Origin of the sequence: Candidatus Chromulinivorax destructor, assembly GCF_003366055.1 — a bacterium.
Lineage (GTDB): Bacteria > Babelota > Babeliae > Babelales > Chromulinivoraceae > Chromulinivorax > Chromulinivorax destructor.
Map to the genome: position 1 here is coordinate 658,300 of NZ_CP025544.1, position 23,944 is coordinate 682,243.

Below are 23,944 nucleotides of genomic sequence, written 5' to 3' on the forward strand. Positions count from 1 at the left end.
AAAAAGTGAGTATTATGACAAATATGAAGCGAACTACGTATTGTGGATTAATAACAGAACAATATTTGCATCAGGAAGTTACTTTAGCTGGTTGGGTTAATAAGCGCCGTGACCATGGAGGATTAATTTTTGTTGATCTTCGTGATAGAGCCGGTATTATGCAAATTGTTTTTAATCCTGATTTTGATAAGCAAGCTCATGCAACAGCTCATGAATTGCGTAGTGAATTTGTTATTTTAGTTAAAGGTAAAGTCATTCGACGAGATGACAAGTTGATTAATAAAAATATTGCTACAGGTGAATTTGAACTACAAGTTACAAGCTTAACTATTTTGAATAAGTCTAAAGCTCTTCCGTTTGCTTTAGATGAAGATCTTGCTGATGAAGACACTCGTTTAAAATACCGCTATTTAGATCTTCGTCGTCCTGAGATGCAAAAAAAATTGCAACTGCGTAATGATATTCTTTTTACTACACGAGAATTTTTTCATAAAGATGGTTTTATTGATGTTGAAACTCCAATTTTAACAAAAAACACCATGGAAGGGGCTCGTGAGTTTATTGTCCCTTCACGCGTTCATGAACATAATTTTTATTCATTGCCCCAATCACCACAAATGTACAAGCAACTATTGATGGCAGCCGGTTTTGATAAGTACATGCAAATAGCTCGTTGTTTTCGGGATGAAGATTTACGGGCTGATCGTCAACCAGAGTTTACACAACTTGATTTAGAGATGTCGTTCATTGAAGAAGATGACATTATTGGCGTTATTGATAACTACATCAAAACATTGCTTAAAAAAGTTTCAAACATTGATGTGCAAATTCCATTTAAGCGGATTAGCTACGATTACGCCTTTTCAAATTTTGGATCAGATAAACCTGATTTGCGATTTGATTTAAAAATTCAAGATTTTTCATCATTATTTATTAACACTGAATTGAAATTTTTAAAAACAGTTGTTGCAAATGGTGGTAAAGTTGGTGGTTTGCATGTGAGCGGGAAAGTTTACTCTCGATCAGAATTGTTAGCGTGGGTTGATGCGGCAGTTAAATTTGGAGCAAAAGGGTTATTGTGGATACGCTTTAATGAAGATTGCAAGCATGAATCTCCTGTTTCTAATTTTCTACCAGATAACTTCTTTGAACAAGTTAAAGAAATTTGCCCTACGTTGCAGGCTGGCGACACAATTTTCTTGATTGCTGGTGAGTATGAGGATGCATGGACCCTGCTCGGTCGTCTTCGTTTAGAGCTTGCACAGGATTTAAAAATTATCCCAGAACATGAATTAAATTTTTCTTGGGTCGTAGATTTTCCTATGTTTGAATACAACAAAGATGATAAGCGCTGGTACTCAAAGCATCATCCGTTTACATCGCCTCAAGCAGGTTGGGAGAATTTAGAACAAAAAGACATTAAAGCTCGAGCGTATGACATTGTATTAAATGGTGTAGAGCTTGGTGGTGGATCAATTCGTATTCATGATTCTGTTATTCAGAAGAAAATATTCAACATGATCGGTATGACGGACGAAGTTGCTCAAAATTATTTTGACTTTTTATTAGAGTCTCAAGAGCTTGGCTATCCGCCTCTTGGTGGTATTGCAATTGGAATTGATCGTTTTGTTATGTTGCTAACAGGCTCAAAATCAATTCGCGAAGTTATTGCATTTCCTAAGAATCAACGCGGTTATGATCCAATGATGAAGGCGCCTTCTGAAGTTGAAGAGCAAAAATTAGAATTATATCGATTGAAGTACTTACCAAAGAAAAATAAGTAATATTAAAAAAGAGAAAGAAGTTTTGTATGTTGTACAAAACTTCTTTCTCATAAAAAACACTTAAGAGTATAAAAATAAGGTTTATGATGAACTGCATGTTGAGCTATATGTTTCTATTTATTTTTTTAAACTCTGTTAATTTAGAGTCGATGGAAAAATCTTCTTCTTCTTCTTTGTATGAAAATTATGATTTGGGTGGAGATAGATGTATTGAAGGAGGAGCAGGAACATATCCTCCAATGTCTGATGAAGAATTGGCTATGAGAAAAAAAGCACGAAAAGACAAAAACAACAAAGCTCAAAAGTCTTGGACTGCTAAATTTTGTGGATGTATTTCAAATCAAAATGTTAAAAAAGATAAGTAATATTTGAATGCAGTATATATGTAAATAAACCTTGCATTTTTAAAATAAATCGCTATTTTATTTACATATATACTATAAATTTATATAAAAAATTATGTCAATTTCTTGTTGACAATGTTAGTTGTTCAGGTTATTATTTAAACATGATTTAAGTTTGAAAGCAGCAATCACCAATTAAAAGCAATCAACTCATTGAGAGGTTCTTTTAAGGGCGTAAAAATAAATTAAAAAGTTTTAAAAAAAGTTTGCAATTTGTTTTTATCTGGTGTAATCTTATTTCACATGGCAATCATGGTTTAAGTTTGAAAACAAAAATGCAGTCGATCGGTTTTATAGCTCTTTTTAGGGTCTGTAAGTCGAAAGAATCATGTGTCTGAAATTAAAAAGTTTTCTTTGCAATTCTCTTTCATTTGTTGTATGATAGTTTCTCTGGTTCGGAGGTTTGGTTACCTTTCGAGTTAGAGCTTAAATTTATCTTTGAAATTTCATAAGAAATTTGGTAATAAAATTTCCAAGTTTAGGATTTTTTGTCAATTTTAAAATATCACAGAAAATTTTGTGATGAAGAGTTTGATCCTGGCTCAGAATGAACGTTGGCGGTGTGCTTAACACATGCAAGTCGAGCGAGAGAGTCTCTTCGGAGATGAGTAAAGCGGCGAACGGGTGAGTAACGCGTGAGGATCTGCCTTTAAGTGAAGGATACCCTTGAGAAATTAAGGTTAATACTGCATACGTCCGTCATTAACATGACGGAGAAAGATGGCTTAGGCTGTCGCTGAAAGATGAACTTGCGTTCTATTAGCTAGTTGGTGGGGTAAAGGCCTACCAAGGCGATGATGGATAGCCGGCCTGAGAGGGTGAACGGCCACATTGGAACTGAGAAACGGTCCAGACTCCTACGGGAGGCAGCAGTGAGGAATATTGCACAATGGGCGAAAGCCTGATGCAGCGACACCGCGTGAAGGATGAAGGTCTTAGGATTGTAAACTTCTGTTAAGTGGGAAAAAAGAATCGCTTCAAATAAAAGCGAGAGATGATGGTACCACTAGAGAAAGCACCGGCTAACTTCGTGCCAGCAGCCGCGGTAATACGAGGGGTGCAAACGTTATTCGGAATTACTGGGTGTAAAGGGTACGTAGACGGCATATTAAGTTAATTGTTAAATTCCCCAGCTTAACTGGGGGTAGGCGGTTAAAACTAATAAGCTAGAGGATGAGAGAGAGAAGTGGAATTCTCGGAGTAGCGGTAAAATGCGTAGATCTCGAGAGGAACACCGATGGCGAAGGCAGCTTCTTGGCTCATTTCTGACGTTGAGGTACGAAAGCGTGGGGAGCAAACAGGATTAGATACCCTGGTAGTCCACGCTGTAAACGATGATCACTAGACGTTAGGCTTGCTTGCAGGCTTAGTGTCGCAGCTAACGCGATAAGTGATCCACCTGGGGACTACGGTCGCAAGATTAAAACTCAAAGGAATTGACGGGGGTCCGCACAAGCGGTGGAACATGTGGTTTAATTCGTCACTACGCGAGAAACCTTACCTAGGCTTGACATGCTTTTGACTGCTGCAGAAACGTAGCTTTCTAGACTTCGGTTTAGACAATTGCACAGGTGCTGCATGGCTGTCGTCAGCTCGTGTCGTGAGATGTTTGGTTAAGTCCTCTAACGAGCGCAACTCCTACCGTTAGTTGCTATTCCGTAAGGAAGCACTCTAGCGGGACTGCCTGGGAAACCAGGAGGAAGGTGGGAACGACGTCAAGTCATCATGGTCCTTATGCCTAGGGCTACACACGTGTTACAATGGTCGGTACAGAGAGTTGCAAACTAGTAATAGTAAGCTAATCTCTTAAAGCCGATCTAAGTTCGGATTGAGGTCTGCAACTCGACCTCATGAAGTTGAAATCGCTAGTAATCGCGCATCAGAACGGCGCGGTGAATTCGTTCTCGGACCTTGTACACACCGCCCGTCACACCATGAGAGTTTTTCATACCCGAAGGCATCTTAGCTAACCATTTATGGAGGCGGATGACTATGGTAAGGGAAGCGATTGGGGTGAAGTCGTAACAAGGTAGCTGTAGGAGAACCTGCGGCTGGATCACCTCCTTTCGAGGGAGATAAAACAGTTTGTTTTTATATTGGTGTGCAAAAATTTAACAAAAAATTCTAAACTTGGTACTAAACTTTTCTGGGCCTATAGCTCAGGTGGTAGAGCGCTCTGCTGATAACGGAGAGGTCAGTCGTTCGAGTCGACTTAGGCCCACCATTTGATTATAGGTGTCAGTGTAAGGGGATGTAGCTCAGTTGGTAGAGCATCCGCTTTGCAAGCGGAGGGTCAGCGGTTCGACTCCGCTCATCTCCACCAATTAAAAATTCTTATGAAATTAGTAAAAGACGTTCGTGTTGGTAAATGGAGTATAAAAAATTTTCTTGTGATCTTTGAAATATTTGTAAATGTAGTTAAGGGTAACTACAATTTCGACTTAGATAGTAAAATATCGAGTCGCTTTAGTTTGTATAATATTTAATATTGTATAATAAATTTTGACTAATTGAAAAGGGCATTTGGTGGATGCCTTGGTATCAGGAGGCGATGAAGGACGTTATAGCCTGCGATAAGCTTCGGGGAGCTGGCAAATGAGCTTTGATCCGAAGATTTCCGAATGGGGAAACCCTTCTTGGCAATCCCAAGAAATCTTTATCTGAATATATAGGGTAAAGAAGCGAACGGCATGAACTGAAACATCTAAGTAGTGCCAGGAAAAGAAAATGAATATGATTCCCGTAGTAGTGGTGAGCGAAATGGGAAGAGCCTAAACCCATGTCATGTTAAAGCTTGTATGCGTTGTGATGTGGGGGTAGTGGGAATATATGTCCGAAAGATACAAATTTCGGCTTGTGGTTGCATACGTCAGTAGAACAGCTCTGGAAAGGGCGGCCATAGAAAGTGACAGCCTTGTAGACGAAGGCCTATGCAAAACAAGATTATATATCCCGAGTATCATGGGACACGTGTAATCCCGTGAGAATCAGTCCAGACCATTGGATAAGGCTAAATACTACCTGATGACCGATAGTGAACAAGTACCGTGAGGGAAAGGTGAAAAGAACCCCGGGAGGGGAGTGAAATAGAAACTGAAACCAAATGTCTATAATCTGTGGAAGCGATGTATACGTACGCGCAACCATGTGCCTTTTGCATAATGAGCCAACGAGTTATTCCTATGTTGCAAGATTAAGTTTAGAAAGAACGAAGTCGTAGCGAAAGCGAGTCTGAATAGGGCGTTTAGTAACATGGGATAGACCCGAAACCAAGTGAGCTTTCCATGTCCAGGATGAAGTTTTAGTAAAATAAAATGGAGGTCCGAACCGGTGTAGGCTGAAAACTGCTCGGATGAGGTGTGGAAAGGGGTGAAAGGCTAATCAAACTTGGAAATAGCTGGTTCTCCCCGAAATATATTTAGGTATAGCCTTGCGCGATGAATTATAGGGGTAAAGCACAGTTGAGATTTTGGGGTCTTCACGATTACCAGGTCTTTACTAACTCTGAATACTATAATTTTAGAACGCAGGAGTCAGACTGTGGGAGATAAGTTCCATGGTCGAGAGGGAAACAGCCCAGATCGTTAAATAAGGTCCCTAAGTATTCGTTAAGTGTGAAAAGAAGTGGAGACGCACTGACAGCCAGGAGGTTGGCTTAGAAGCAGCCATCCTTTAAAGAAAGCGTAATAGCTCACTGGTCAAGTGTTTCTGCGCTGAAAATAAACGGGGCTCAAACGAATCACCGAATTTGCGACTTGCACTTTACTGTGCAGGGGTAGGGGAGCGTTCATTGATAGATACAAGCTTGACCGTAAGGACAGGTGCCGTGATCAATGAAGTGAGAATGTTGGCATAAGTAACGAAAAAATAGGTGAGATTCCTATTCGCCGAAAATCTAAGGTTTCCGTGAGATCGGATTATCCACTCAGGGTTAGTCGGCCCCTAAGTCGAGGCCAATTGGAGTAGACGATGGGAAACAGGTTAAATATTCCTGTACCGCTAAAAAGCGTTTGAGTGATGGGGTGACGCAGGAAGGTAGGCTGAATTGATGTATGGATGTCAATCTAAGCACAAAGATAGGTCTTGTTGGCAAATCCGCAAGATCGTTGATTTGAAGTGTTATGGGCATTCTGATCCCTAGTGGAGATGTGTGTTCAGCTGATCCTACGCTGACTAGAAAAACCTCTAGCGAGCTTTATTAGCGACCGTACCGCAAACTGACACAGGTAGATGGGTAGAGTATACTCAGGCGTTGAGATAACTATCATTAAGGAACTCGGCAAAATAGCCCCGTAACTTCGGGAGAAGGGGTGCCTGCGGCGTGAAAGCGCTTGCAGGTTTCAATAAAATGGACCAACCGACTGTTTAGCAAAAACACAGGGCTCTGCAAACTCGTAAGAGGAAGTATAGAGTCTGACACCTGCCCAGTGCTGGAAGGTTAACAGGATGGGTTATCCGTAAGGAGAAGCTCAGAATCGAAGCCCCAGTAAACGGCGGCCGTAACTATAACGGTCCTAAGGTAGCGAAGTACCTTGTCGGGTAAGTTCCGACGCGCATGAATGGTGTAACGAGTTGGACGCTGTCTTGATGATAGACTCAGTGAAATTGTAGTTCCGGTGAAAATGCCGGATACCCGCGACTGGACGGAAAGACCCCGTGCACCTTTACTATAACTTGACATTGATCTTTGGATAGGTTCGTGTAGGATAGGCGGGAGACTGTGATACTATGGCGCCAGCTGTAGTGGAGTCATCCTTGAAATACCGCCCTTATTCGTTCGAAGATCTAACTTTAAATTTCCGTAATCCGGATAAAGGACATTGTCTGGTGGGTAGTTTGACTGGGGTGGTCGCCTCCTAAATTGTAACGGAGGCATTCAAAGGTTCCCTCATGACGAATAGAAATCGTCTGTAGAGCGCAAAAGTATAAGGGAGCTTGACTGCAAGACATACAGGTCGAGCAGGTGCGAAAGCAGGATTTAGTGATCCAGTGGTTCTGTATGGAAGGGCCATTGCTAAATGGATAAAAGGTACGCCGGGGATAACAGGCTAATCTCTTCTGAGAGTTCATATCGACGAGGAGGTTTGGCACCTCGATGTCGGCTCATCGCATCCTGGGGCTGAAGAAGGTCCCAAGGGTTTGGCTGTTCGCCAATTAAAGCGGTACGTGAGCTGGGTTCAGAACGTCGTAAGACAGTTCGGTCCTTATCTGTCGTGGGCGTAGGGTATTTGAGAGAGGCTGTTCCTAGTACGAGAGGACCGGAATGGGCAAACCTCTGGTGTTCCAGTTGTTCCCCAAGAGCAACGCTGGGTAGCTAGGTTTGTAAGAGATAACCGCTGAAAGCATCTAAGTGGGAAACTCGTCTCAAGATAAGATACCCCGTTATAGTCGCAAGACTATAACATTAAGATTCCTTGTAGACTACAAGGTTGATAGGCTGGATGTGTAAGCACAGTAATGTGTTCAGCTAACCAGTACTAATAAATCGAATGTTTTAGCCAATCTATAAAAAAAGCTAAAGACGTGTAGTTATTTAACAACAACATTTACAAATATTTCAAAGCATCCAAGAAAAAAATTATTAAAAATTTCTGGTGCGTATAGCTTTGGGGCAACACCCGTTCCCATCTCGAATACGGTAGTAAAGTTCAAAGCGTCGATGATACTTGGCTGGAGACGGCCTGGGAAAGTAGATAGCGCCAGGATTAAATTTTAGGACTTCATACCTCAAAATATGAAGTCCTTCTTTCTTTCAATCATCCATTCAGCATACATTTACACAATATTTTAAAACACACATGCTCAAAAGTTTGATTATCAAAAATTTCCGGTGCGTATAGCTTTGGGGTAACACCCGTTCCCATCTCGAATACGGTAGTAAAGTTCAAAGCGTCGATGATACTTGGCTGGAGACGGCCTGGAAAAGTAGATAGCGCCGGGATTATAAATTACATAAAAAAGAGCTCCATAGAAATATAGGGCTCTTTTTTTTCGTCTTTTTTTAAAATAGTAGCTATTTTTTATGCAAAATTATATTTTTTTTGATATATCTATAGGGATATTGTCTTTTTGTTTGTTATATCGTGAATTTAAAATAATCTAAATTATTTGTTCTATAAAATCTAAAGAGAGTTTTATAGATAATTATTTGCTTTTATTTCTAAAAAACCATATATCTATACAGCATGTTTTATTGTTTTTTAGTGAAAAATAACAAAACTCTTGATTTATAGGTTGTATTATTTTCAATATTGTTCTGTTGTTACAAGGTTAGCAATATAACAATAAAGGAGTTTTTGTGAGAAAAATAGCAGTCTCTTTATCTAAAGGCGGAGTTGGAAAAAGTACCGTTGCAGTAAGTTTAGCTCATGGTTTAGCAATTGCTGGTAAAAAAGTTTTATTGGTTGATACTGATGATCAAGGCCAAGATAGTTTTTTATTAGGTGTAAATCCACCGACTGGACTTGCAGAAGTTTTATGCCAAAATTTATTAGCATCGCAAGCAATATTTTTAGCTCGACCAAATTTATCTATTCTTGCTGGTGGAAAGTCTTTATCAGCAGCAAAAAGAGAGATTGGCAGAAAAGATTATGGGGCAGAACAAACTTTAAGCGAAGTTTTAAAACCAATTGAAGATCAATTTGATTATATTATTTTAGATACATCTCCTGCATGGGATCCTTTAACTATTAATACATTATTTTATGCTACTGAAGTGTTAACGCCAGTTTCGCTTGAAGCTTTAACCATTAATTCTCTTGCAGAATTTGTAAATCGACTAGAATCTGTTAAAAAATTTAACAAAGATTTGAATCATTCTTACGTTTTACCAACTTTTTATGATTTGCGAGTCAAAAAATCATCAGAAATTTTACAACAACTAAAAGGTTATTTCCCAGTAAAACTGTGTGATGTTATTAAATATAACGTTCGAATTTCAGAATCTGCTGGTTTTGGGCAAACAATTTTCGAATATAGTCCAAATTCGACAGGCGCCCAAGACTATAAAAAATTTGTAGAAAGGATTATTTCTGATGAAAAATAGAAAAAGCACTCCAGATATTATGTCTAATTTAATGTTGAATCAATCATCTTTGATTGCAACAGAACCGGCAAACATGCAAAATGTTAATATTGATAGCAATAAAACAGTGTTACGTGAGCAGCAAGAAATGATTTCTTTAAAGGAAGATCTTAAAGAAATAGAACCTGCAAGCAATAAAACAGTAAAAAAGCTATCCAGCTTGCAGTAAAAGAAAAAACTACGTTTAATTTATCACAAGAAATTTTAATAGAACTTGAAGATGCATGGATAAAATTGCGGAGAAAATTAAAAGGGGAGCAAAGAATTACCAAAACTTTGATCGTCGAAAAAGCTATTAAGATCATATTGGCTGATTTTGAATCAAAAAGTGAGCTGAGTGATATTTTTCAAGAGTTGAAAAGTTGAAAATATTGTAAAAAATATAACAATAAAACCATAAAGTTTTGCTGCCGTTTAGATTTATTATACGATGAAAATCTCTCTATGTTGTTGTATTGTTGTATGGTAAAAAATAAAATACCCTAAAAAAGGCCAGTTTTTAAAACCGGCCTTTTTTATTTAGCGCATTAGTTAATAATGATCATATCATTTTTGACGTCAGTAGAAATATTTTTAGCTTCTGGATGCTTTAAAATATATTGTGATATGGGTACTATTAAATATTGCTTTATTGCTCGCTTCATTGGACGCGCTCCAAATTCTTCTACAAATCCTTTGTCAGCGATAAAATCTATAACAGAATCAGGAATATTCAAGGTAATTCCAAGATCTTCGACTTTATGTTGAAATCCTGCAAGATGAATTTTGGTAATATCTGCAATTGTTTTTTTATCAAGCATTTTAAAGTAAACGATATCATCAATTCTGTTTAAAAATTCGGGTCTAAATGTTTGCTGTAAAACTTTTTCGATGTCATGTTTCACTTTTTCATCGATTTTTTTAGCTTCTAAAATAATATGAGAACCGATATTTGATGTCATAATAATGATCGTATGAGAAAAATCTATCGTACGACCTTGCCCGTCAGTCAGACGTCCATCGTCTAATATTTGTAAAAATATGTTAAATACGTCTGGATGAGCTTTTTCTATTTCATCAAAAAGAACAACGCTATACGGATTTTTACGTACTAATTCGGTTAATTGTCCGCCTTCTTCGTGCCCAATGTAGCCAGGAGGTGAACCAATAAGACGGGAAACGGTATGTTTTTCCATATATTCAGACATATCAATGCGAATCATTTTACGTTCGTCATTAAATAAAAAATCTGCTAAGGTTTTTGCAACTTCAGTTTTACCCACACCTGTTGGCCCTAAGAACAAGAAAGATCCTATTGGTTTGTTTGGATCTGTTAGTCCTGCACGATGCATTTGAATAGCTTGAGCCACTTTTTCTATAGCCTCATCTTGTCCTGCAACACGTTTTTTTAGAATTTCTTCCATGCCTAAAAGCTTTTCCGTATCACCTTTTTTTAATTTTTCTGTTGGAATACCTGTCCAACGCGATAAAACTAAAGCAATATCATCTTCAGTAACTTCTTCTTTTATAAGATTGGAACCATTTTTTTTAGCTTTTTCTTGTTCATCAGCAAGTTGTTTTTGTAGCTGAACCAGTTTTCCATATTTTAATTCAGAAGCTTTTGCATAGTCACCAGCTCGTTCTGCTTGCTCGTATGCATAGGTTGCAAGCTCGATTGCTTCTTTTATTGAGCGTATTTTTTCCAGGGGTGCGCGCTCTGTAGCCCATTGGTTAGCAAGGGTTTGATGCTCTTCTTTTAAACTTGATAGTTCAATATCAAGTTCTTTGAGTCTATTTTGAGAAGCTTCGTTGTTCTTTTCTTTTTCCAGAGCTAGTTTTTCGATCTCTAATTGTCGAATTTTTCGCTCCATACGATCCAAACTTTCTGGTTTTGAATCGATTGCCATTTTTACCATTGAAGCTGCTTCATCAACAAGATCAATAGCTTTATCTGGCAAAAAACGGTCAGGAATATTTTTTGCTGATAGTTGAGCTGCATTGACTAACGCTTGGTCAGTAATTTTTATTCCATGGTGCAATTCATATTTTTCTTTAATCCCGCGCAAGATAGAAATAGTATCTTCAACAGTTGGCTCAGAGACTAAAACTTTTTGAAAGCGTCGTTCAAGTGCCGCATCTTTTTCGATATATTTTTTATATTCTTTAATGGTTGTTGCACCAATACAATGCAATTCACCACGAGCCAGAGCTGGTTTTAAAAGATTAGAAGCATCCATACCCCCTCCAGATGAGCCAGCGCCAACAAGCATGTGTAATTCATCGATGAATAATATGATTGAATCTTGTGATTCAGAAACAGCTTTTAAAATGCCTTTTAAACGCTCTTCAAACTCACCTTGATACTTTGTTCCAGCAATTAACAATCCAAGATCCAATGAGTAAATTTGACGATCTTTTAAGCTTTCAGGTACATCATTGTTAATAATTCGTTGTGCAATACCTTCAACGACCGCAGTTTTTCCTACGCCAGGTTCACCAATAAGGACAGGGTTATTTTTTGTTCTGCGAGATAAAATTTGAATGACGCGACGAATTTCTTCATGTCGGCCGATGACCGGATCTAGTTTGCCAAGTTGTGCTTGTTTGGTGATATTTTGACAATATTTATCTAAAATTTCGTACTCTTTTTCTGCATTTTTATCAGTCACTTTTTTTCCTTTTCGTAACTTATTCATCAGTTCTAAAATTACTGTTTTATTGAAATTGTGCTCTTTAAAAAATGTTGATATTCCATCAGGAAGAGTGTTTGAGTTGGTCCATGCAATTAAAAAATGTTCAAGGCTGATAAACTCATCGCCAAGCGCATCTGCCTCTTTTTTACATGCATCAAAAAATTTTTGTAATGACGGATCAGCGGTAAGTTGAGCACCTGAAATAGTCGGCAATTTTTTAATTTCGTGTTCGACCAATGATCGTAATTTTTCTAAAGAAAGATTGCATCGTTGATAAAATGAAAGACAAAATTCATTATCTAAACTTTTAGATATAATATGCAATGGTAGAAATGTTGGGTTCTGGTTTGCTTGAGCAAATTCAATACTTTTATTGATAAGTTCAGAACTTGATTGTGTGAAGTTTTCAAGATTCATATATTTTTCCTCGCGTCCTTTTTTGTACTATGAGAATAATTTAGAACTAATTTAGCAATTTTTTAGGCGATGTCGAGGCCTATTTTTATTACACAATAACTATGAAGATTTTCTAAATTGCTATATATATATTTTTTATATAAATTTTTTATATTTTATTAAAATAATGCTTATTATAAAGACTTTTAAGATCGTTGTAAAAATAAAAAAATTGTAATCAAAAAAAGCATGATATAAAAAATTTATTTTATATCTATACTTTGTACTTAATATAATAAGTATACATTGATTTTAATTTATTTTGTTTCAGATTGTCAATATTATGATGAAAGAAGGGCTACTATATTCTCACTTTAAAACTATCATCTATTGATCATTGTGCGATATCGTGAATCTGATAAAATGATGACAAAAAGTGTATGCATCAAAAACTATAAAAGGGATAGTATGAAAAATTTAATGACTGTATGCGCTCTATTACTTTACTCTGGTACAAATTTTCAAGCAGCAGAAAGTTTGCACAAAGCATGTATGCAAGCGGTCTTGAAAGGTGATATAGACATGATTGACCAATATATTCAAGAACAAGAGATTGATATAAATATTCAAGATGAGTTAGGCTTAACAGCTTTTATGCGTGCAGCTGCTCACGGACAACTTGAAGCCATGCAATTTTTGATAAAGCTGGGTGCTCATATTAATCTTCAGGATCACGCAGGTAATACAGCTATACTTCACGCTGTGTATAAACGTCAGCTTCAAGCAGTTCAATTTTTAATCGGTGAGCATGCTGATCTTACGCTTCAAAATTCATTTGGGTCAACAGCGTTGATGGTAGCAGTTGAGAACAATAACCAACCAATCATGAGTATACTTGCCCAAGAAGATTCAAATGTTAACGCACAAGATAATTGTGGCTTTACTGCTTTAATGGTTGCTGCGAATTTAAATTTGCATGAAGCAGTTGCATTATTACTCAAGCATGGTGCAGATGCTTTGTTGCAAGATAATGGAGGATGGACAGCTTTCAGGCTTGCCCAATTTCAAGGCAATACAGAAATCGCTGAGCTTTTAAAAGAAGCTCAATCAAAACATTGGTATAATTTTTTTAGTTAATTAAATAAAATTGTTAATATTTAAAATAAATATAGTTATACAGCTTTAATGTTTGCTTGCTGTTATGCAAATGAAAATTTGTTTGAAAAATGTGCAAATAAAGAAATTAATTCTCATGATGGTTATACTGCTTTATTGTGAGCAATAAAATAGAGGTTTGTAAAAAGAGTTAAAGTATTAATTTTTTTGATAAATGAAAGTATATACAGGTCGTTAGAATCAACATATAAATAAATAGGGTATATATACCTAAGTTATATATACCCTATTCTTAAATCGAGACTTTTAAAAATTTATTCTACAATTAATGTATATTTATCAGGATCTTTTGAACAATAAACATCTAAGAAACTGCCTGGAATAGATTCTGTTGTTGTTACAAACTTACGCTCTAAATAACTTCCGCGATCATTTCTTTTTTTATTGCGAGACTGTTCAATTTCTTCTCGTGATAAGTTGTGTAAAGCTATAATGCAATCAACAACTTCTAAAACATCGCCAACTTCGCTACTCAGCTCTTCTTTGTTTTTAGCTGTATGAACTTCGCCAGCTTCTTCAATTAACTTTAAACCAAGTTGATTATTATACGCTTGGTCATCTAAAATAACACGATGAATAATGTCACCATGGCGTTCTTCTAGTTGTTCAATAGCATTATCTCTCCATAATTTATTGTGAATAAATTTACGTCGCGGTACAATTGATGCAGTTTCTTCTGTTGTAGTTTGTAACTGTTTTACTTTTTTATACATGAAAATATTACAAAGTAGTAGTGGAACTAAAATGAGTATTGAGTTAAAGATTGTTTTAAAGTTCATAAGATTCCCTGTTTAGAAAAATTGTAGATTGGGTTATATTTTAATTTTTAGCGAAAAATGTATGCCAGGTAGGTTTTTAAATTCAACCTGGCTTGTCAATTGAGAAACTTTTTTATTTATAACGATTGCTGTATTTCTAAAGCTTTGTCTACACAAACAGATGCAGATTTTTCATGTTCCTGTAATCCTAGCTCTATAATTTTATCGATAAATTCCATCGGTCGCATGCCATCTTCGGCAGCTTGATGGAATATACAAGTTGCAGGCGTTAGACCTGGAAGTGTGTTAATTTCTATTAAAATAACACGGCGCTGGCCTGTTGGTGATTGCTGAGCTGTTTGAAAAAAGCAGTCAATTCGAGCGTATCCACGACCATCGACAGCTTGAAACATTGCTTGGATCTCTTTTCTTACAAAAGCTAAATCAGTTTCTGGTAGTAAAGCTGGGGTTTGGTTTTCGCCTGCACCGGGTAAAAATTTTTCTTCTAGCGATAACAATGCACCTTTCACGACAGTTTGGCTTGGCATTAAAGCTTGAGGATTCTCATTGCCAAGCACCCCAACAGTCAATTCCATGCCGGTAATTAACTCTTCAATGAGGGCATATTTTTTTTGCATAAAAAGCTCTTGCAGCGCTATTTCAACTTCTTCACGATTTTTTGGAGCAGAAACCATCACACTGCAACCATCGTCATGGGGTTTAATTATGCAAGGATAGCCAATAGATTGTAAAAATATCTCTAAGCTCTCATCTTTCTGTGCCCATGTATCATATGACAGGAGCAATGATTTTGGAACATGAAAACCTTGAGAGCTTAAAAAATTCGTAGTTTTAAATTTATCCATACATAAGCTGCTGGTAAAAACACCTGAACCATTATAAGGAATTTGCAGCATCTCAAGAGCGCCTTGAATAGTCCCATCTTCACCAGGGCCGCCATGCAATGCTATAAATGCAAAATCAATATGAGTTGCTAAATCTGACCAGCCAATTTGCTGCGATGTGTCTAAGTTTTCTTCAATTTCTCTTGTTGAATGGCATACAAGTAAACGATTGTCGATGATATTGAGTTTAACATCACTTGATACAAACAGAGGTACTATTTCATATTTTTTTGTTGATAGTTTATAAATTACGTTGCGTCCAGACTCTAAAGAAATCTCTTTTTCATTGCTTGGCCCACCAAACAAAACTCCAACACGAAGTTTTTTAAGGTTTGTAGAAGTTTGTTTTTCTGCTGCTTTTTCCATATCATAACTTTTTAATTCTGTTTTAATCAGGTGGTTAATTAATTCTGTGTGGCCAATATTAACTTCTGCTGCTTGGCGAAATAAAAACGTTGCAGGCCCCATACCAGAAAGAGGATTGCTATCAATAATTACTACACGTTCATCTGGGGTTAAAAATCCATCAATGCGCGCTAGGTTAGTAAAACCGATAATTTTCATAGCAGCTTTACAGGTTTCTTGAATTTTTTTTATTAACGAATCTGAGCATCGAGCTGGAGTTTTTTCATGAACTGCACCTGGCATATATTTTTGCTGGTAATCAAAATATTCAGAGCCTTTTGAAATTAAGACTTCTGTTGGAGGAAGTGCTACCAATTCACCAGTTGTGTTGTCCGTAATAATAATGCAGGTAAATTCCATGCCATGAACTTTTTCTTCAATCATGACTGATTGGCCTTTACTGCAGCTAATAAAGCATGCAGTCTCAACAGCTTTTTGTAGATCTTGTAGTTGCTTAACAACAAAAACTCCAAAACTTGAGCCTTCGTGAGATGGTTTTACAATCAAGGGAAATTGTAAGTTATGATCTATTAATTGTTTTTCAATAACTGAACTGTTGTAATTTTTAATTTGACTAACAGATATACAAAAACCAGCCGGAACATCAATTTGTTGTGCTCTTAAAAATTCATTGTGCAGCTGCTTGTTCATGCCAAGGGCGCTTGCAAGTTTTTTTGAGCCTAAATAAGGAATGTTTAAAAGCTCAAGCATAGCTTGTAATCTACCATCTTCGCCATATTTTCCATGGACAGCAATATACATAAAATCAACAAGATGAGGCAGTTCATCCCAGCTGACTTGTTGAGCTTGCGTTGTTAATCGTGCTTGAAAATCAGCTATTTTGCCACGGTATAAAAAGGTCCACGGTAAAATGTATAACTTACCATCGACTGATTGAAAAAGTGGAATAACTTGGAATAAATCTGCATCTAAATGATCACAAATTGTTCGCCCTGAGTTAAAAGAAACTTCGCGTTCAATGGACATTCCTCCCATCAAAACTCCAACTTTTAGCATGACGTAGATCCTTATTCTAATGAAGATTTATTGTTTAGTTATTCTTTTAGTTTACTGCTTTTATTTATTTATCTCAAAATATAGATGATATTTATACACATTTTTAAGAATTTTTCTAAAAAGTTAAATGTTCCTTATTTCTATTGTTTTGAGCATCTGTTGATTTCTGTTTGTAAATATTTATATCTTTGTTGAAAGTGTTTAAATTTTTATTATGAAATAAATAATCTTATGAAATATCTAAAAATGTTAGCTGTGCTTAGTTTTGTTTTTACTTCAAACCTTTTTTCCGTAGAACATGAAGTAAAATCAACTTCATTTCAGGAAGATCTTGAACGTTATGCAGAGCATGATTACAAAGCTGAAAATGAAGTATTTAAATTCTTACAAAAACAAAAATTGACACAGCAATCATTGTATGATTATTTTTTAGAACATACAGAATTTAATGATAGTGATCATGAAGATCAAATGCCAAACTTTGATGAAGTTGTGCAAGGAGCGCATGATCTTATTGCTGAAAAAATAAAAGATAGATTTATGCAAGGGATGACGGAGGCATTATTGCAGCAAAAAAAGTTACATGAAGTTCAAGATCCTGTTTTTCAATTTGTGATAAATCATCAAGATTATGATTTTATAAAATATCTTATGTATGAATGGTTAGGGCAATGGGCAACATTAAAAAATAAAATAAGCTTTTATGAAGGTGTACCTGTCCGTAAAAAAATGAATCTTTTCATAACAGTATTCTTTGATCGCCAAGATATTTTGCAGATGTTGATTACAGCGCATGCAGATTTAAATATTCAAGATGATCACGATAAATATACAGTATTAATATTAGCAGCAGAAAAAGGAAAAGAAAAATGTGTCAAAATGTTACTTGAAGCTGGAGCAAATAAAAACATTACATGTGCTTATGATGTTACGGCATTAATGCTTGCATCTCAAGCAGGTCATGAAGAAACTGTGCGTATTTTAGTGAATAATGGGGTGGATATAAATAGCCTTGATGTACATCATTGTACAGCTCTCATGATTGCAGCTCAAGCAGGTCATAAAGAAATGGTAAATATATTACTTAAGGCTGGAGCTGATAAAGATATTAAAAGTCTTAAAAATGAGACTGCATTAATGGCTGCAGTTCAAAAGGGTCGTACAGGAATAGTAAAAAAATTACTTAAGGTTGGAGCTGATAAAGATGTTAAAACTATTGATAATAAGACGGCATTAGATTTTGCAGTTCAAAGAGATTATAAAAAAATACAAGAGATATTATTACATGCCAATTAAGATAAACATGGGTAAATTATTTAGTATAATATTTTGCTAGTTGCGTGAATGATAATTTTAAGATGAAGATAGTTTTTAGGTTTTGTAGTTGTTTTGCCAATTAAGGTTTGGCGTGTTACAATTAAACAAGAGAAGATTAATATTAAATTGTCTTTTATTCTAAAAGTAATTATCCATTTTTAAAATTTTAGATTGTAAATCATATGCAAATAAAAAATCTTATCTTTACCGTTTTATTTAGTTTTTTCTCCATTATAGTATGCAGCTCAGAATATGACTGTTTTTTGCAGTATATACAGTTTGATGATAGCCAACATAGGGATCAATTATTAAGTATTAATGAAGTTGCAAACGGGGCCCATGATGTTATTGCTCACAAAATAAAAAATAGGTTTATGCAAGGCATGACAGAGGCTTTGTTGCAGAAAAAAAATTTAGATGAAATTCAAGATCCTGTCTTTCAATTGGTAGTAAATTATCAAGATGATTTCATAAAAGACTCTATGTGGCAATGGTTACAAGAATGGGCATATACAAAAGAAATTGGTCACTATAATATCGTAAATGTTGTAAGTTTTGAGCGTATAGATATTTTAGATATGCTTACAAAAGCTCATGTAGACCTATATAGTAATAGTTATTATTCTAATCCATTATTTTTTGCAGTTATGAGAAAAAACAGTCAAGTTGTACATATGTTACTTGATGCAGGTGTAAGCTTGAATGAAGATATTTTAGCTATCCCAGTTTTAGGTAATAATCCAACAATGTTGGGAATATTATTAAAATCAGATGCAGCAAGAATATCTCGGTTTTCTTTAGATGCAGTCGAAAGGCTGTTAGGAATTGCAGCTCTTTATAATTATCCTAAAATAGTAAGTTTATTACTTGAAACTAATATGTATACAAGTAAAACATGCAATTCAGTTTTAATGACAGCTATTCGATTTAAAAACTCTCGTATCGTAAGAACCATGCTTGATGCTCATGTTAATATAAATTTTAAAAACTCTTCAGGATTGACTCCATTAATGTATGCAACTTCTCAAGCTAATACTGAAATAATAAAGATATTTAAACAAGCAAAATTAAAAAATGATGAATACAAAGACGCTACTTATACAAGATCATATAAAATAAAAAAAGATTGAGATTGATGATAATAAAGATACTCTGTTTGCAATGTGATAGTTTTTGTTATTGGTAGTTTTGCCAATCTCAATTTGACATGTTACAATTAAATAATAAAATTCAATATCACATTATTCATTTATAATTTTTTAGATCGTAAGTCATATGCAAATAAAAAAAAAGCATCTTTTCATTTTAGTAATTTTTTTACCAATAATTTTATTTTGTGCAGAGCAAAATATAGCGCGTGATTCTTTAAAACAAAGAAGTCATAGTTGTCCTCAACAGCATGCAATATTAGAGCAGCTTTATATCCCGCATCCAGATCCAAACAGGCATGCTTATTCTTATAAAGATCCAAAAAAATGTTATAGTCCGTTGCAAAGTCTTTGTCAAAAAATGAATCTAAAAGAACAGGAGCTTGAAGTTGAAAAAATAAATTTTAAAAAAACCTCTAATGATCATGAAAGTGATTGTGAAAGTGAAGTATCTGATCATTCTCAAACATCTCAAGATCTTGATTCAGGTGAAGAATGTTTATTTGAAATTGATGACATAGACACTAAATAATTTAAAAAATAATAAAAACTAATAGATAGACGTAATTAAAAAAGGTTTATAGTGCTACAACATAATAATAACAGGCTTATTTGGATTGATCTTGAAATGACAGGTCTTGATCCGGTAAAAGATAAAATTCTTGAAATTGCAACAATTGTTACTGACGATGAATTAAATATTATTGCCGAAGGTCCAAATCTTGTTATTTATCAGCCTAATGAAGTTTTGGCTGAAATGAATGAATGGTGTCAGATTCAGCATAATAAAACTGGTTTAGTTAAAGCTGTACAAGAATCAGAAGTATCTTTAGAAGAAGCAGAACAGCTAACCTTAGAATTTTTATATGAACATTGTGATGAAAATTCTACCCCTATGTGTGGCAATTCAGTATGGCAAGATAAACTTTTTATACAACAACATATGCCTGACCTAGCAAAATTTTTTCATTATAGAATTCTTGACGTGAGTTCAATTAAATTAGTGATCAATCGATGGACTAAAAAATATAAGCTATTTAAAAAACTTGAAACTCACCGTGCGCTTGATGATATTAAAGAATCAATTGGTGAACTGAAGTGTTATAAAGAAAATTTCTTTAAACTCTCAGATGAAAATAACAAAATTTGTTAAAAAGAAAGCCTTGGATTTATCCAAGGTTTTCTTTTTAACTTCTATGACAACAGCATGATAACAAGCACTGCATAATATTTTGTGTGCTTTGTACCAATGGTGGCTCTTCTTGATTGAGTGTTTCTGGTGAAGGTTGATGTGGTGTATTATGAGCTTGGCCACTTCCAATTCTTGATGGTTCTTCATCAAAGGGTAATGCTATTACGGGGATTGCATTATGCAGATTTTCTGAGTTTGCGCGTCGAACATGTGTTGCTTGTGTAATTCGTGGGCGCACTCTTGCATGACTTTCAACTTGCTGTTGTCCTGGATAGCAATTATATAATGTACTTTGTCTTTGTTGTGCATTGACATGCATAATTGTTGTGTAGTTTACTACATGCTGTCTGTAGTAACGCTGTTGGGGATAGTAGTATTGAATTTGATTTTGTTGTATTTGCGCAGGCTGGTAATATTGCTGGTATGATGCATTTAAAAATGTGTTAACCATACATGAAAATATTAAAATCATAATTTTTTTCATACATACCCTTTAAGATTAAGAATCTGCCTGTAATTTTTTTATGAATTTTTTGTATTATATATTTGTAATTATATACAACCAGACTCCTGAAAAGCTAGGTTCTGTGAACCAAATCTTTACAAGAGAGTTTTGTTCTATGTTTTCTATGAAAACTTTGAGAATTTGCTAGCCGGTTTGCTTAATGAATTCTTTCTTGAGATAGAAAAAGCGTAAAGTGGCCGCCACCAATATTTTGGCAAATGAGCAAGATTGTATCTTGATTTTTAAATTTGGTTTACACAGCCTCGTAGTTGGCAAGAAACAAAGAGGTTGTGATTATCAATACATTTTTAGTCTGTAGAACCAAAACAGCAAAAACAGCTTGTAAAAAAAGAAGAGTTAATTTGCTCTTGGGTATGAGCTTGATTGCAAGCTTGAATAGGTATAACGCTTGCTCTTGAACTGTTATTTAGTTGCAATGTATGATTCTGATGAGAATTGCTAGACAGTAAGTCTTGACCTACTTCTATTACTGTTGTAGATAGCCTGTCAGGAGCTAAGCAAACATTGACAGCAGTTACTACAGCTTGCCTTGATTGTCTCTGATTATTATGTTCATATTGTACGTAGCTATCTGGATTATTGCTGGTATATCGCACAGTTACTTGGTGCACGCAAGAGCCTTTAATTTCATTGAATTGAATACTTTGTCCTGGCTGAAGTATTTCAACAGAACTTGAAATTTGAAAAGAAAAGCTTAGTAAGAAAATTATTCTTGTATGAAATTGGGTCATAGTTCTTGTCGCATCATAGTAAATTTAAAAATAAGATGTATGTAAATATTTAAATATGCACAGGGTATCCTCATTATGGTATTTCGTGTAATGAGTAGACATAAGCTCATGTTTTTTTCATAAAGCTTGCTGTCCTAATAAATAAAAATTTGCATAATAGAAAAGTATACTGTTGGTTTAGTGCAAATTCAAGTCTTAAGCAACTGGATCAATAGTAAAAAATAGTGATGATGCGTAGGGAGTTTTTTTGAGCTGTGAAAACAGTTGCATCATCATGCCGCGACTCATGCTTTTTAAAAATATTTTTTGGCAAAAAGTTCTTTGTACACGATAGATGACTGCAGGGACAGGGCCAAGTACCATAACTTCTTCTCCTGCTAAATCAATCAATTGATCAACGATCGCTTGAGCATCTTGCTCCACAATTTGTTGAGAGTTGTGACGGATTTCGATTTCTGCAATATGTTTTGCTGGCGGGTAGCCAACTTCTTGTCGTTTAATAATTTCGCTAGTATAAAATTTCAGATAGTCTTGCTCGTTAATAAAATTAAACAATGCATGCGGGGTCATTGTTTGTACGATAACACGACTTTCGTTTGATTGTCGACCAGCTCTTCCAGCGACTTGAATGAGTTGCTGTAAAGTTGTTTCTGCAGCATTGTACATAGGAAAGTGTAGGTTGACGTCTGCCCATAAAATACCTACCAGTGTCACGTGAGGGAAATGATAGCCTTTTGATATCGATTGTGTTCCAACTAAAATATCTATTTTTTTATCATAAAAATTTTGTAATGTTTGTTGCCAAACTTTTTTCTTTGAAGTTGTATCAAGGTCAGCACGTTCAATAACAGCAGTCGGAAATAATCGTTGCAAAATAGCTAGAACTTGTTGTGTCCCGATACCTTTATTGAGGAATTCTTTACCCTTACAGTCGGGGCAAATTTCGTACGATGGTAATACAAAGTTACAATAATGGCAGATCAGCCGACCATCTTCATGCAGCGTTAAGCTGACTGAGCAGTTATTGCAAGAAAATATAAATGTGCAACCTGTGCATTGCACAAAAAAGCTAAAACCGCGTCGGTTAAGAAAAATAATAGTCTGTTCTTTTTTTACTAATTGGTGCTGAATTGCACTGTATAATTGTGAGCTAATCCAAAAATTTTTACGTTCTTTTTTATCTGATAATGCAACAACTTGGACTGAAGGAAATTGGCCCGCAAACCTATTTTTTAGGGTTAAGAGACGCCATTTTTTTGATTCTACATTGAATAAGGATGAAATCGATGGTGTTGCAGAACCAAGCAAAACAGGAATTTTTAATAACGAAGCTTTGAGTAGGGCAGCATTTCGACTATGAATTTTTGGATGGTTTTTTTCTTGATAGCCAGCATCATGTTCTTCATCAACAATAATAATCCCAAGGTTTGCAATGGGTAAAAATATTGGTAAATGCACCCCAATAATAAGACATGGTTTGTTCGATAATAATGCTTGCCATAAAATTCGTTTTTGTTTGACTGTCGTAGCTGAGTGAAATCCAAAGATTTCAATATTTGGCATCTGAGCTTGCAGTAGTTTTTCAAATTGAACAGCAAGTGAAACTTCGGGCAATAAAAGCATGGCGCTTTTATCAGCCGCAAGAACTGATGCGATTAATTTTTTGTAAACTTCAGTTTTCCCTGAGCCGGTAACTCCATGTAAAACAGTTGCCTGGTATATTTTATCCTTGATATCTTTTGCAACTGCTTGGTATGCAGCTTCTTGCTCATCAGTGAGCACAACTTCTTTAATTTTTTCATATTCTGGAAGCTTGAGTTCAAGCTCGTCTTCATCTTCTTTTTCTGCTAAAAAGTTTTTTACACGCTTGAGAATATACAAAGGATCAATTTGATGAAAAGAGCTTATTTGAGCTGCAAATTGATGATAGGTTGTATCAGCAGGAAAAGGATAAATTGAATCGATTGGTCGAATCTTAAAAGGATAGGTAATACCTGGATCATTAATGCATACAACAATTGCAGCCTCAAGCCTTTTTTGTAAAGGAACTTGTACCATGGCACCTTGTGCTATAGAACTACAAAGATCTGCTGGTACAGCATAGGTAAGTTCTTTAGCAAAGTTATTCAGGAGGCGAACTGTTATGTACATAATTTTTTCTATATTTTAAGTTTTGTAAAAACAAATTTTTATGGGTAGAAGAACAGATCTATACCGTCTCTTTGTATACAGCTTTTTAATTTGTCTTACTAGGCTGTGTGAACTAATTGAGCTGTTATGCGCCATAAAGCTACCCCTGAAACTGCAGTGGCAGCTACAAGTATGGTTACACCAAAGAGATCATTTCTATCTTGAGTTTGTGATGGAGTACAATGAGATAGACAGACAAGCAAGGCAAGAGATATTTTTTCATAAGAGTGAGCTTTTTA

Annotated in this window: 16 protein-coding genes, 2 tRNA genes and 4 rRNA genes; 15 read left to right on the forward strand and 7 right to left on the reverse strand. The window is 35.5% G+C overall.

The window, feature by feature from the left end; genetic code table 11:
* The first annotated feature begins 14 nt into the window (after positions 1-14).
* The 10 genes from aspS to C0J27_RS03355 all read left to right on the forward strand — a co-directional run bounded on the left by aspS (position 15) and on the right by C0J27_RS03355 (position 9,441).
* The gene (gene aspS, locus C0J27_RS03310; RefSeq protein WP_252120560.1) at positions 15-1,784 is read left to right on the forward strand and encodes an aspartate--tRNA ligase; all 1,770 of its coding nucleotides are present in this window, start codon (positions 15-17) and stop codon (positions 1,782-1,784) included.
* A 107-nt stretch (positions 1,785-1,891) separates the two neighbouring features.
* A complete protein-coding gene (locus C0J27_RS03315; protein WP_162801771.1) occupies positions 1,892-2,149 on the forward strand; it encodes a hypothetical protein in 258 nt (85 codons plus the stop codon).
* 558 nt (positions 2,150-2,707) lie between these two features.
* Positions 2,708-4,255, forward strand: a 16S ribosomal RNA gene (locus C0J27_RS03320).
* 81 nt (positions 4,256-4,336) lie between these two features.
* Positions 4,337-4,412: transfer RNA gene (locus C0J27_RS03325), tRNA-Ile, on the forward strand.
* A gap of 23 nt (positions 4,413-4,435) precedes the next feature.
* Positions 4,436-4,511: transfer RNA gene (locus C0J27_RS03330), tRNA-Ala, on the forward strand.
* A gap of 181 nt (positions 4,512-4,692) precedes the next feature.
* A 23S ribosomal RNA gene (locus tag C0J27_RS03335) occupies positions 4,693-7,690 on the forward strand.
* Between the two features lie 88 nt (positions 7,691-7,778).
* Positions 7,779-7,893 (forward strand): 5S ribosomal RNA (gene rrf / locus C0J27_RS03340).
* Positions 7,894-8,014: 121 nt separating this feature from the next.
* Positions 8,015-8,129: ribosomal RNA gene (gene rrf / locus C0J27_RS03345) — 5S ribosomal RNA — on the forward strand.
* Together the 16S, 23S and 5S rRNA genes with 2 tRNA genes alongside form the textbook arrangement of a ribosomal RNA operon.
* A gap of 357 nt (positions 8,130-8,486) precedes the next feature.
* Positions 8,487-9,233, forward strand: a complete 747-nt coding sequence (locus C0J27_RS03350) for a ParA family protein (RefSeq protein ID WP_115585774.1) — start codon at positions 8,487-8,489, stop codon at positions 9,231-9,233.
* Positions 9,223-9,441: a hypothetical protein gene (locus C0J27_RS03355; protein ID WP_115585775.1), complete on the forward strand. Its 219-nt coding sequence runs from the start codon at positions 9,223-9,225 to the stop codon at positions 9,439-9,441. The genes C0J27_RS03350 and C0J27_RS03355 overlap by 11 nt, the downstream gene beginning before the upstream one ends.
* Positions 9,442-9,799: 358 nt before the next feature.
* Here the strand turns inward: C0J27_RS03355 and C0J27_RS03360 are convergent, their stop codons facing one another.
* The gene (locus C0J27_RS03360; protein ID WP_115585776.1) at positions 9,800-12,361 is read right to left on the reverse strand and encodes an ATP-dependent Clp protease ATP-binding subunit; all 2,562 of its coding nucleotides are present in this window, start codon (positions 12,359-12,361) and stop codon (positions 9,800-9,802) included.
* Between the two features lie 447 nt (positions 12,362-12,808).
* Here C0J27_RS03360 and C0J27_RS03365 point away from each other — a divergent pair, with 447 nt between their 5' ends.
* The gene (locus tag C0J27_RS03365; protein WP_162801772.1) at positions 12,809-13,477 is read left to right on the forward strand and encodes an ankyrin repeat domain-containing protein; all 669 of its coding nucleotides are present in this window, start codon (positions 12,809-12,811) and stop codon (positions 13,475-13,477) included.
* Between the two features lie 293 nt (positions 13,478-13,770).
* Here C0J27_RS03365 and C0J27_RS03370 read toward each other — a convergent pair whose 3' ends face one another.
* Together C0J27_RS03370 and C0J27_RS03375 are read right to left on the reverse strand one after the other, a co-directional pair.
* Positions 13,771-14,295 carry a nucleoside triphosphate pyrophosphohydrolase gene (locus C0J27_RS03370; protein ID WP_115585778.1) on the reverse strand — a complete coding sequence of 175 codons (525 nt, stop codon included), beginning with the start codon at positions 14,293-14,295 and terminating at the stop codon, positions 13,771-13,773.
* Positions 14,296-14,411: 116 nt separating this feature from the next.
* Positions 14,412-16,601, reverse strand: coding sequence for a D-alanine--D-alanine ligase family protein (locus C0J27_RS03375; protein WP_115585779.1), 2,190 nt, complete (start codon positions 16,599-16,601; stop codon positions 14,412-14,414).
* A gap of 231 nt (positions 16,602-16,832) precedes the next feature.
* Here C0J27_RS03375 and C0J27_RS03380 point away from each other — a divergent pair, with 231 nt between their 5' ends.
* From C0J27_RS03380 to orn, 4 genes are all read left to right on the forward strand, one after another.
* Complete coding sequence (locus tag C0J27_RS03380) at positions 16,833-17,897, forward strand: ankyrin repeat domain-containing protein (protein ID WP_115585780.1); 1,065 nt, start codon at positions 16,833-16,835, stop codon at positions 17,895-17,897.
* A gap of 284 nt (positions 17,898-18,181) precedes the next feature.
* The gene (locus C0J27_RS03385) at positions 18,182-19,048 is read left to right on the forward strand and encodes an ankyrin repeat domain-containing protein (RefSeq protein WP_162801773.1); all 867 of its coding nucleotides are present in this window, start codon (positions 18,182-18,184) and stop codon (positions 19,046-19,048) included.
* Positions 19,049-19,193: 145 nt separating this feature from the next.
* Entirely contained in the window at positions 19,194-19,598 is a 405-nt protein-coding gene (locus C0J27_RS03390; RefSeq protein ID WP_115585782.1) for a hypothetical protein, read from the forward strand.
* Positions 19,599-19,649: 51 nt separating this feature from the next.
* Entirely contained in the window at positions 19,650-20,219 is a 570-nt protein-coding gene (gene orn, locus C0J27_RS03395; RefSeq protein ID WP_252120561.1) for an oligoribonuclease, read from the forward strand.
* 34 nt (positions 20,220-20,253) lie between these two features.
* Here the strand turns inward: orn and C0J27_RS03400 are convergent, their stop codons facing one another.
* The 4 genes from C0J27_RS03400 to C0J27_RS05690 form a co-directional block, all read right to left on the reverse strand.
* Entirely contained in the window at positions 20,254-20,742 is a 489-nt protein-coding gene (locus C0J27_RS03400) for a hypothetical protein (RefSeq protein WP_115585783.1), read from the reverse strand.
* Positions 20,743-21,071: 329 nt separating this feature from the next.
* On the reverse strand, positions 21,072-21,515 hold the full coding sequence (locus tag C0J27_RS03405; protein ID WP_115585784.1) for a hypothetical protein: 444 nt from the start codon (positions 21,513-21,515) through the stop codon (positions 21,072-21,074).
* A gap of 195 nt (positions 21,516-21,710) precedes the next feature.
* Positions 21,711-23,666 (reverse strand): replication restart helicase PriA, encoded by a 1,956-nt coding sequence (gene priA, locus C0J27_RS03410; protein ID WP_115585785.1) that lies wholly within the window; start codon positions 23,664-23,666, stop codon positions 21,711-21,713.
* 98 nt (positions 23,667-23,764) lie between these two features.
* Entirely contained in the window at positions 23,765-23,908 is a 144-nt protein-coding gene (locus C0J27_RS05690) for a hypothetical protein (RefSeq protein WP_162801774.1), read from the reverse strand.
* Positions 23,909-23,944 lie beyond the last annotated feature (36 nt).

What these genes read in the sequence shown, in the direction of transcription:
- C0J27_RS03400 (WP_115585783.1), bottom strand. Translation starts at nt 20,742, where the DNA reads ATGAAAAAAATTATGATTTTAATATTTTCATGTATGGTTAACACATTT.
- C0J27_RS03355 (WP_115585775.1), top strand. Translation starts at nt 9,223, where the DNA reads ATGAAAAATAGAAAAAGCACTCCAGATATTATGTCTAATTTAATGTTG.
- C0J27_RS03360 (WP_115585776.1), bottom strand. Translation starts at nt 12,361, where the DNA reads ATGAATCTTGAAAACTTCACACAATCAAGTTCTGAACTTATCAATAAA.
- aspS (WP_252120560.1), top strand. Translation starts at nt 15, where the DNA reads ATGACAAATATGAAGCGAACTACGTATTGTGGATTAATAACAGAACAA.
- C0J27_RS03365 (WP_162801772.1), top strand. Translation starts at nt 12,809, where the DNA reads ATGAAAAATTTAATGACTGTATGCGCTCTATTACTTTACTCTGGTACA.
- C0J27_RS03315 (WP_162801771.1), top strand. Translation starts at nt 1,892, where the DNA reads ATGTTTCTATTTATTTTTTTAAACTCTGTTAATTTAGAGTCGATGGAA.
- C0J27_RS03375 (WP_115585779.1), bottom strand. Translation starts at nt 16,601, where the DNA reads ATGCTAAAAGTTGGAGTTTTGATGGGAGGAATGTCCATTGAACGCGAA.
- C0J27_RS03390 (WP_115585782.1), top strand. Translation starts at nt 19,194, where the DNA reads ATGCAAATAAAAAAAAAGCATCTTTTCATTTTAGTAATTTTTTTACCA.
- C0J27_RS03370 (WP_115585778.1), bottom strand. Translation starts at nt 14,295, where the DNA reads ATGAACTTTAAAACAATCTTTAACTCAATACTCATTTTAGTTCCACTA.
- C0J27_RS03380 (WP_115585780.1), top strand. Translation starts at nt 16,833, where the DNA reads ATGAAATATCTAAAAATGTTAGCTGTGCTTAGTTTTGTTTTTACTTCA.
- priA (WP_115585785.1), bottom strand. Translation starts at nt 23,666, where the DNA reads ATGTACATAACAGTTCGCCTCCTGAATAACTTTGCTAAAGAACTTACC.
- C0J27_RS03405 (WP_115585784.1), bottom strand. Translation starts at nt 21,515, where the DNA reads ATGACCCAATTTCATACAAGAATAATTTTCTTACTAAGCTTTTCTTTT.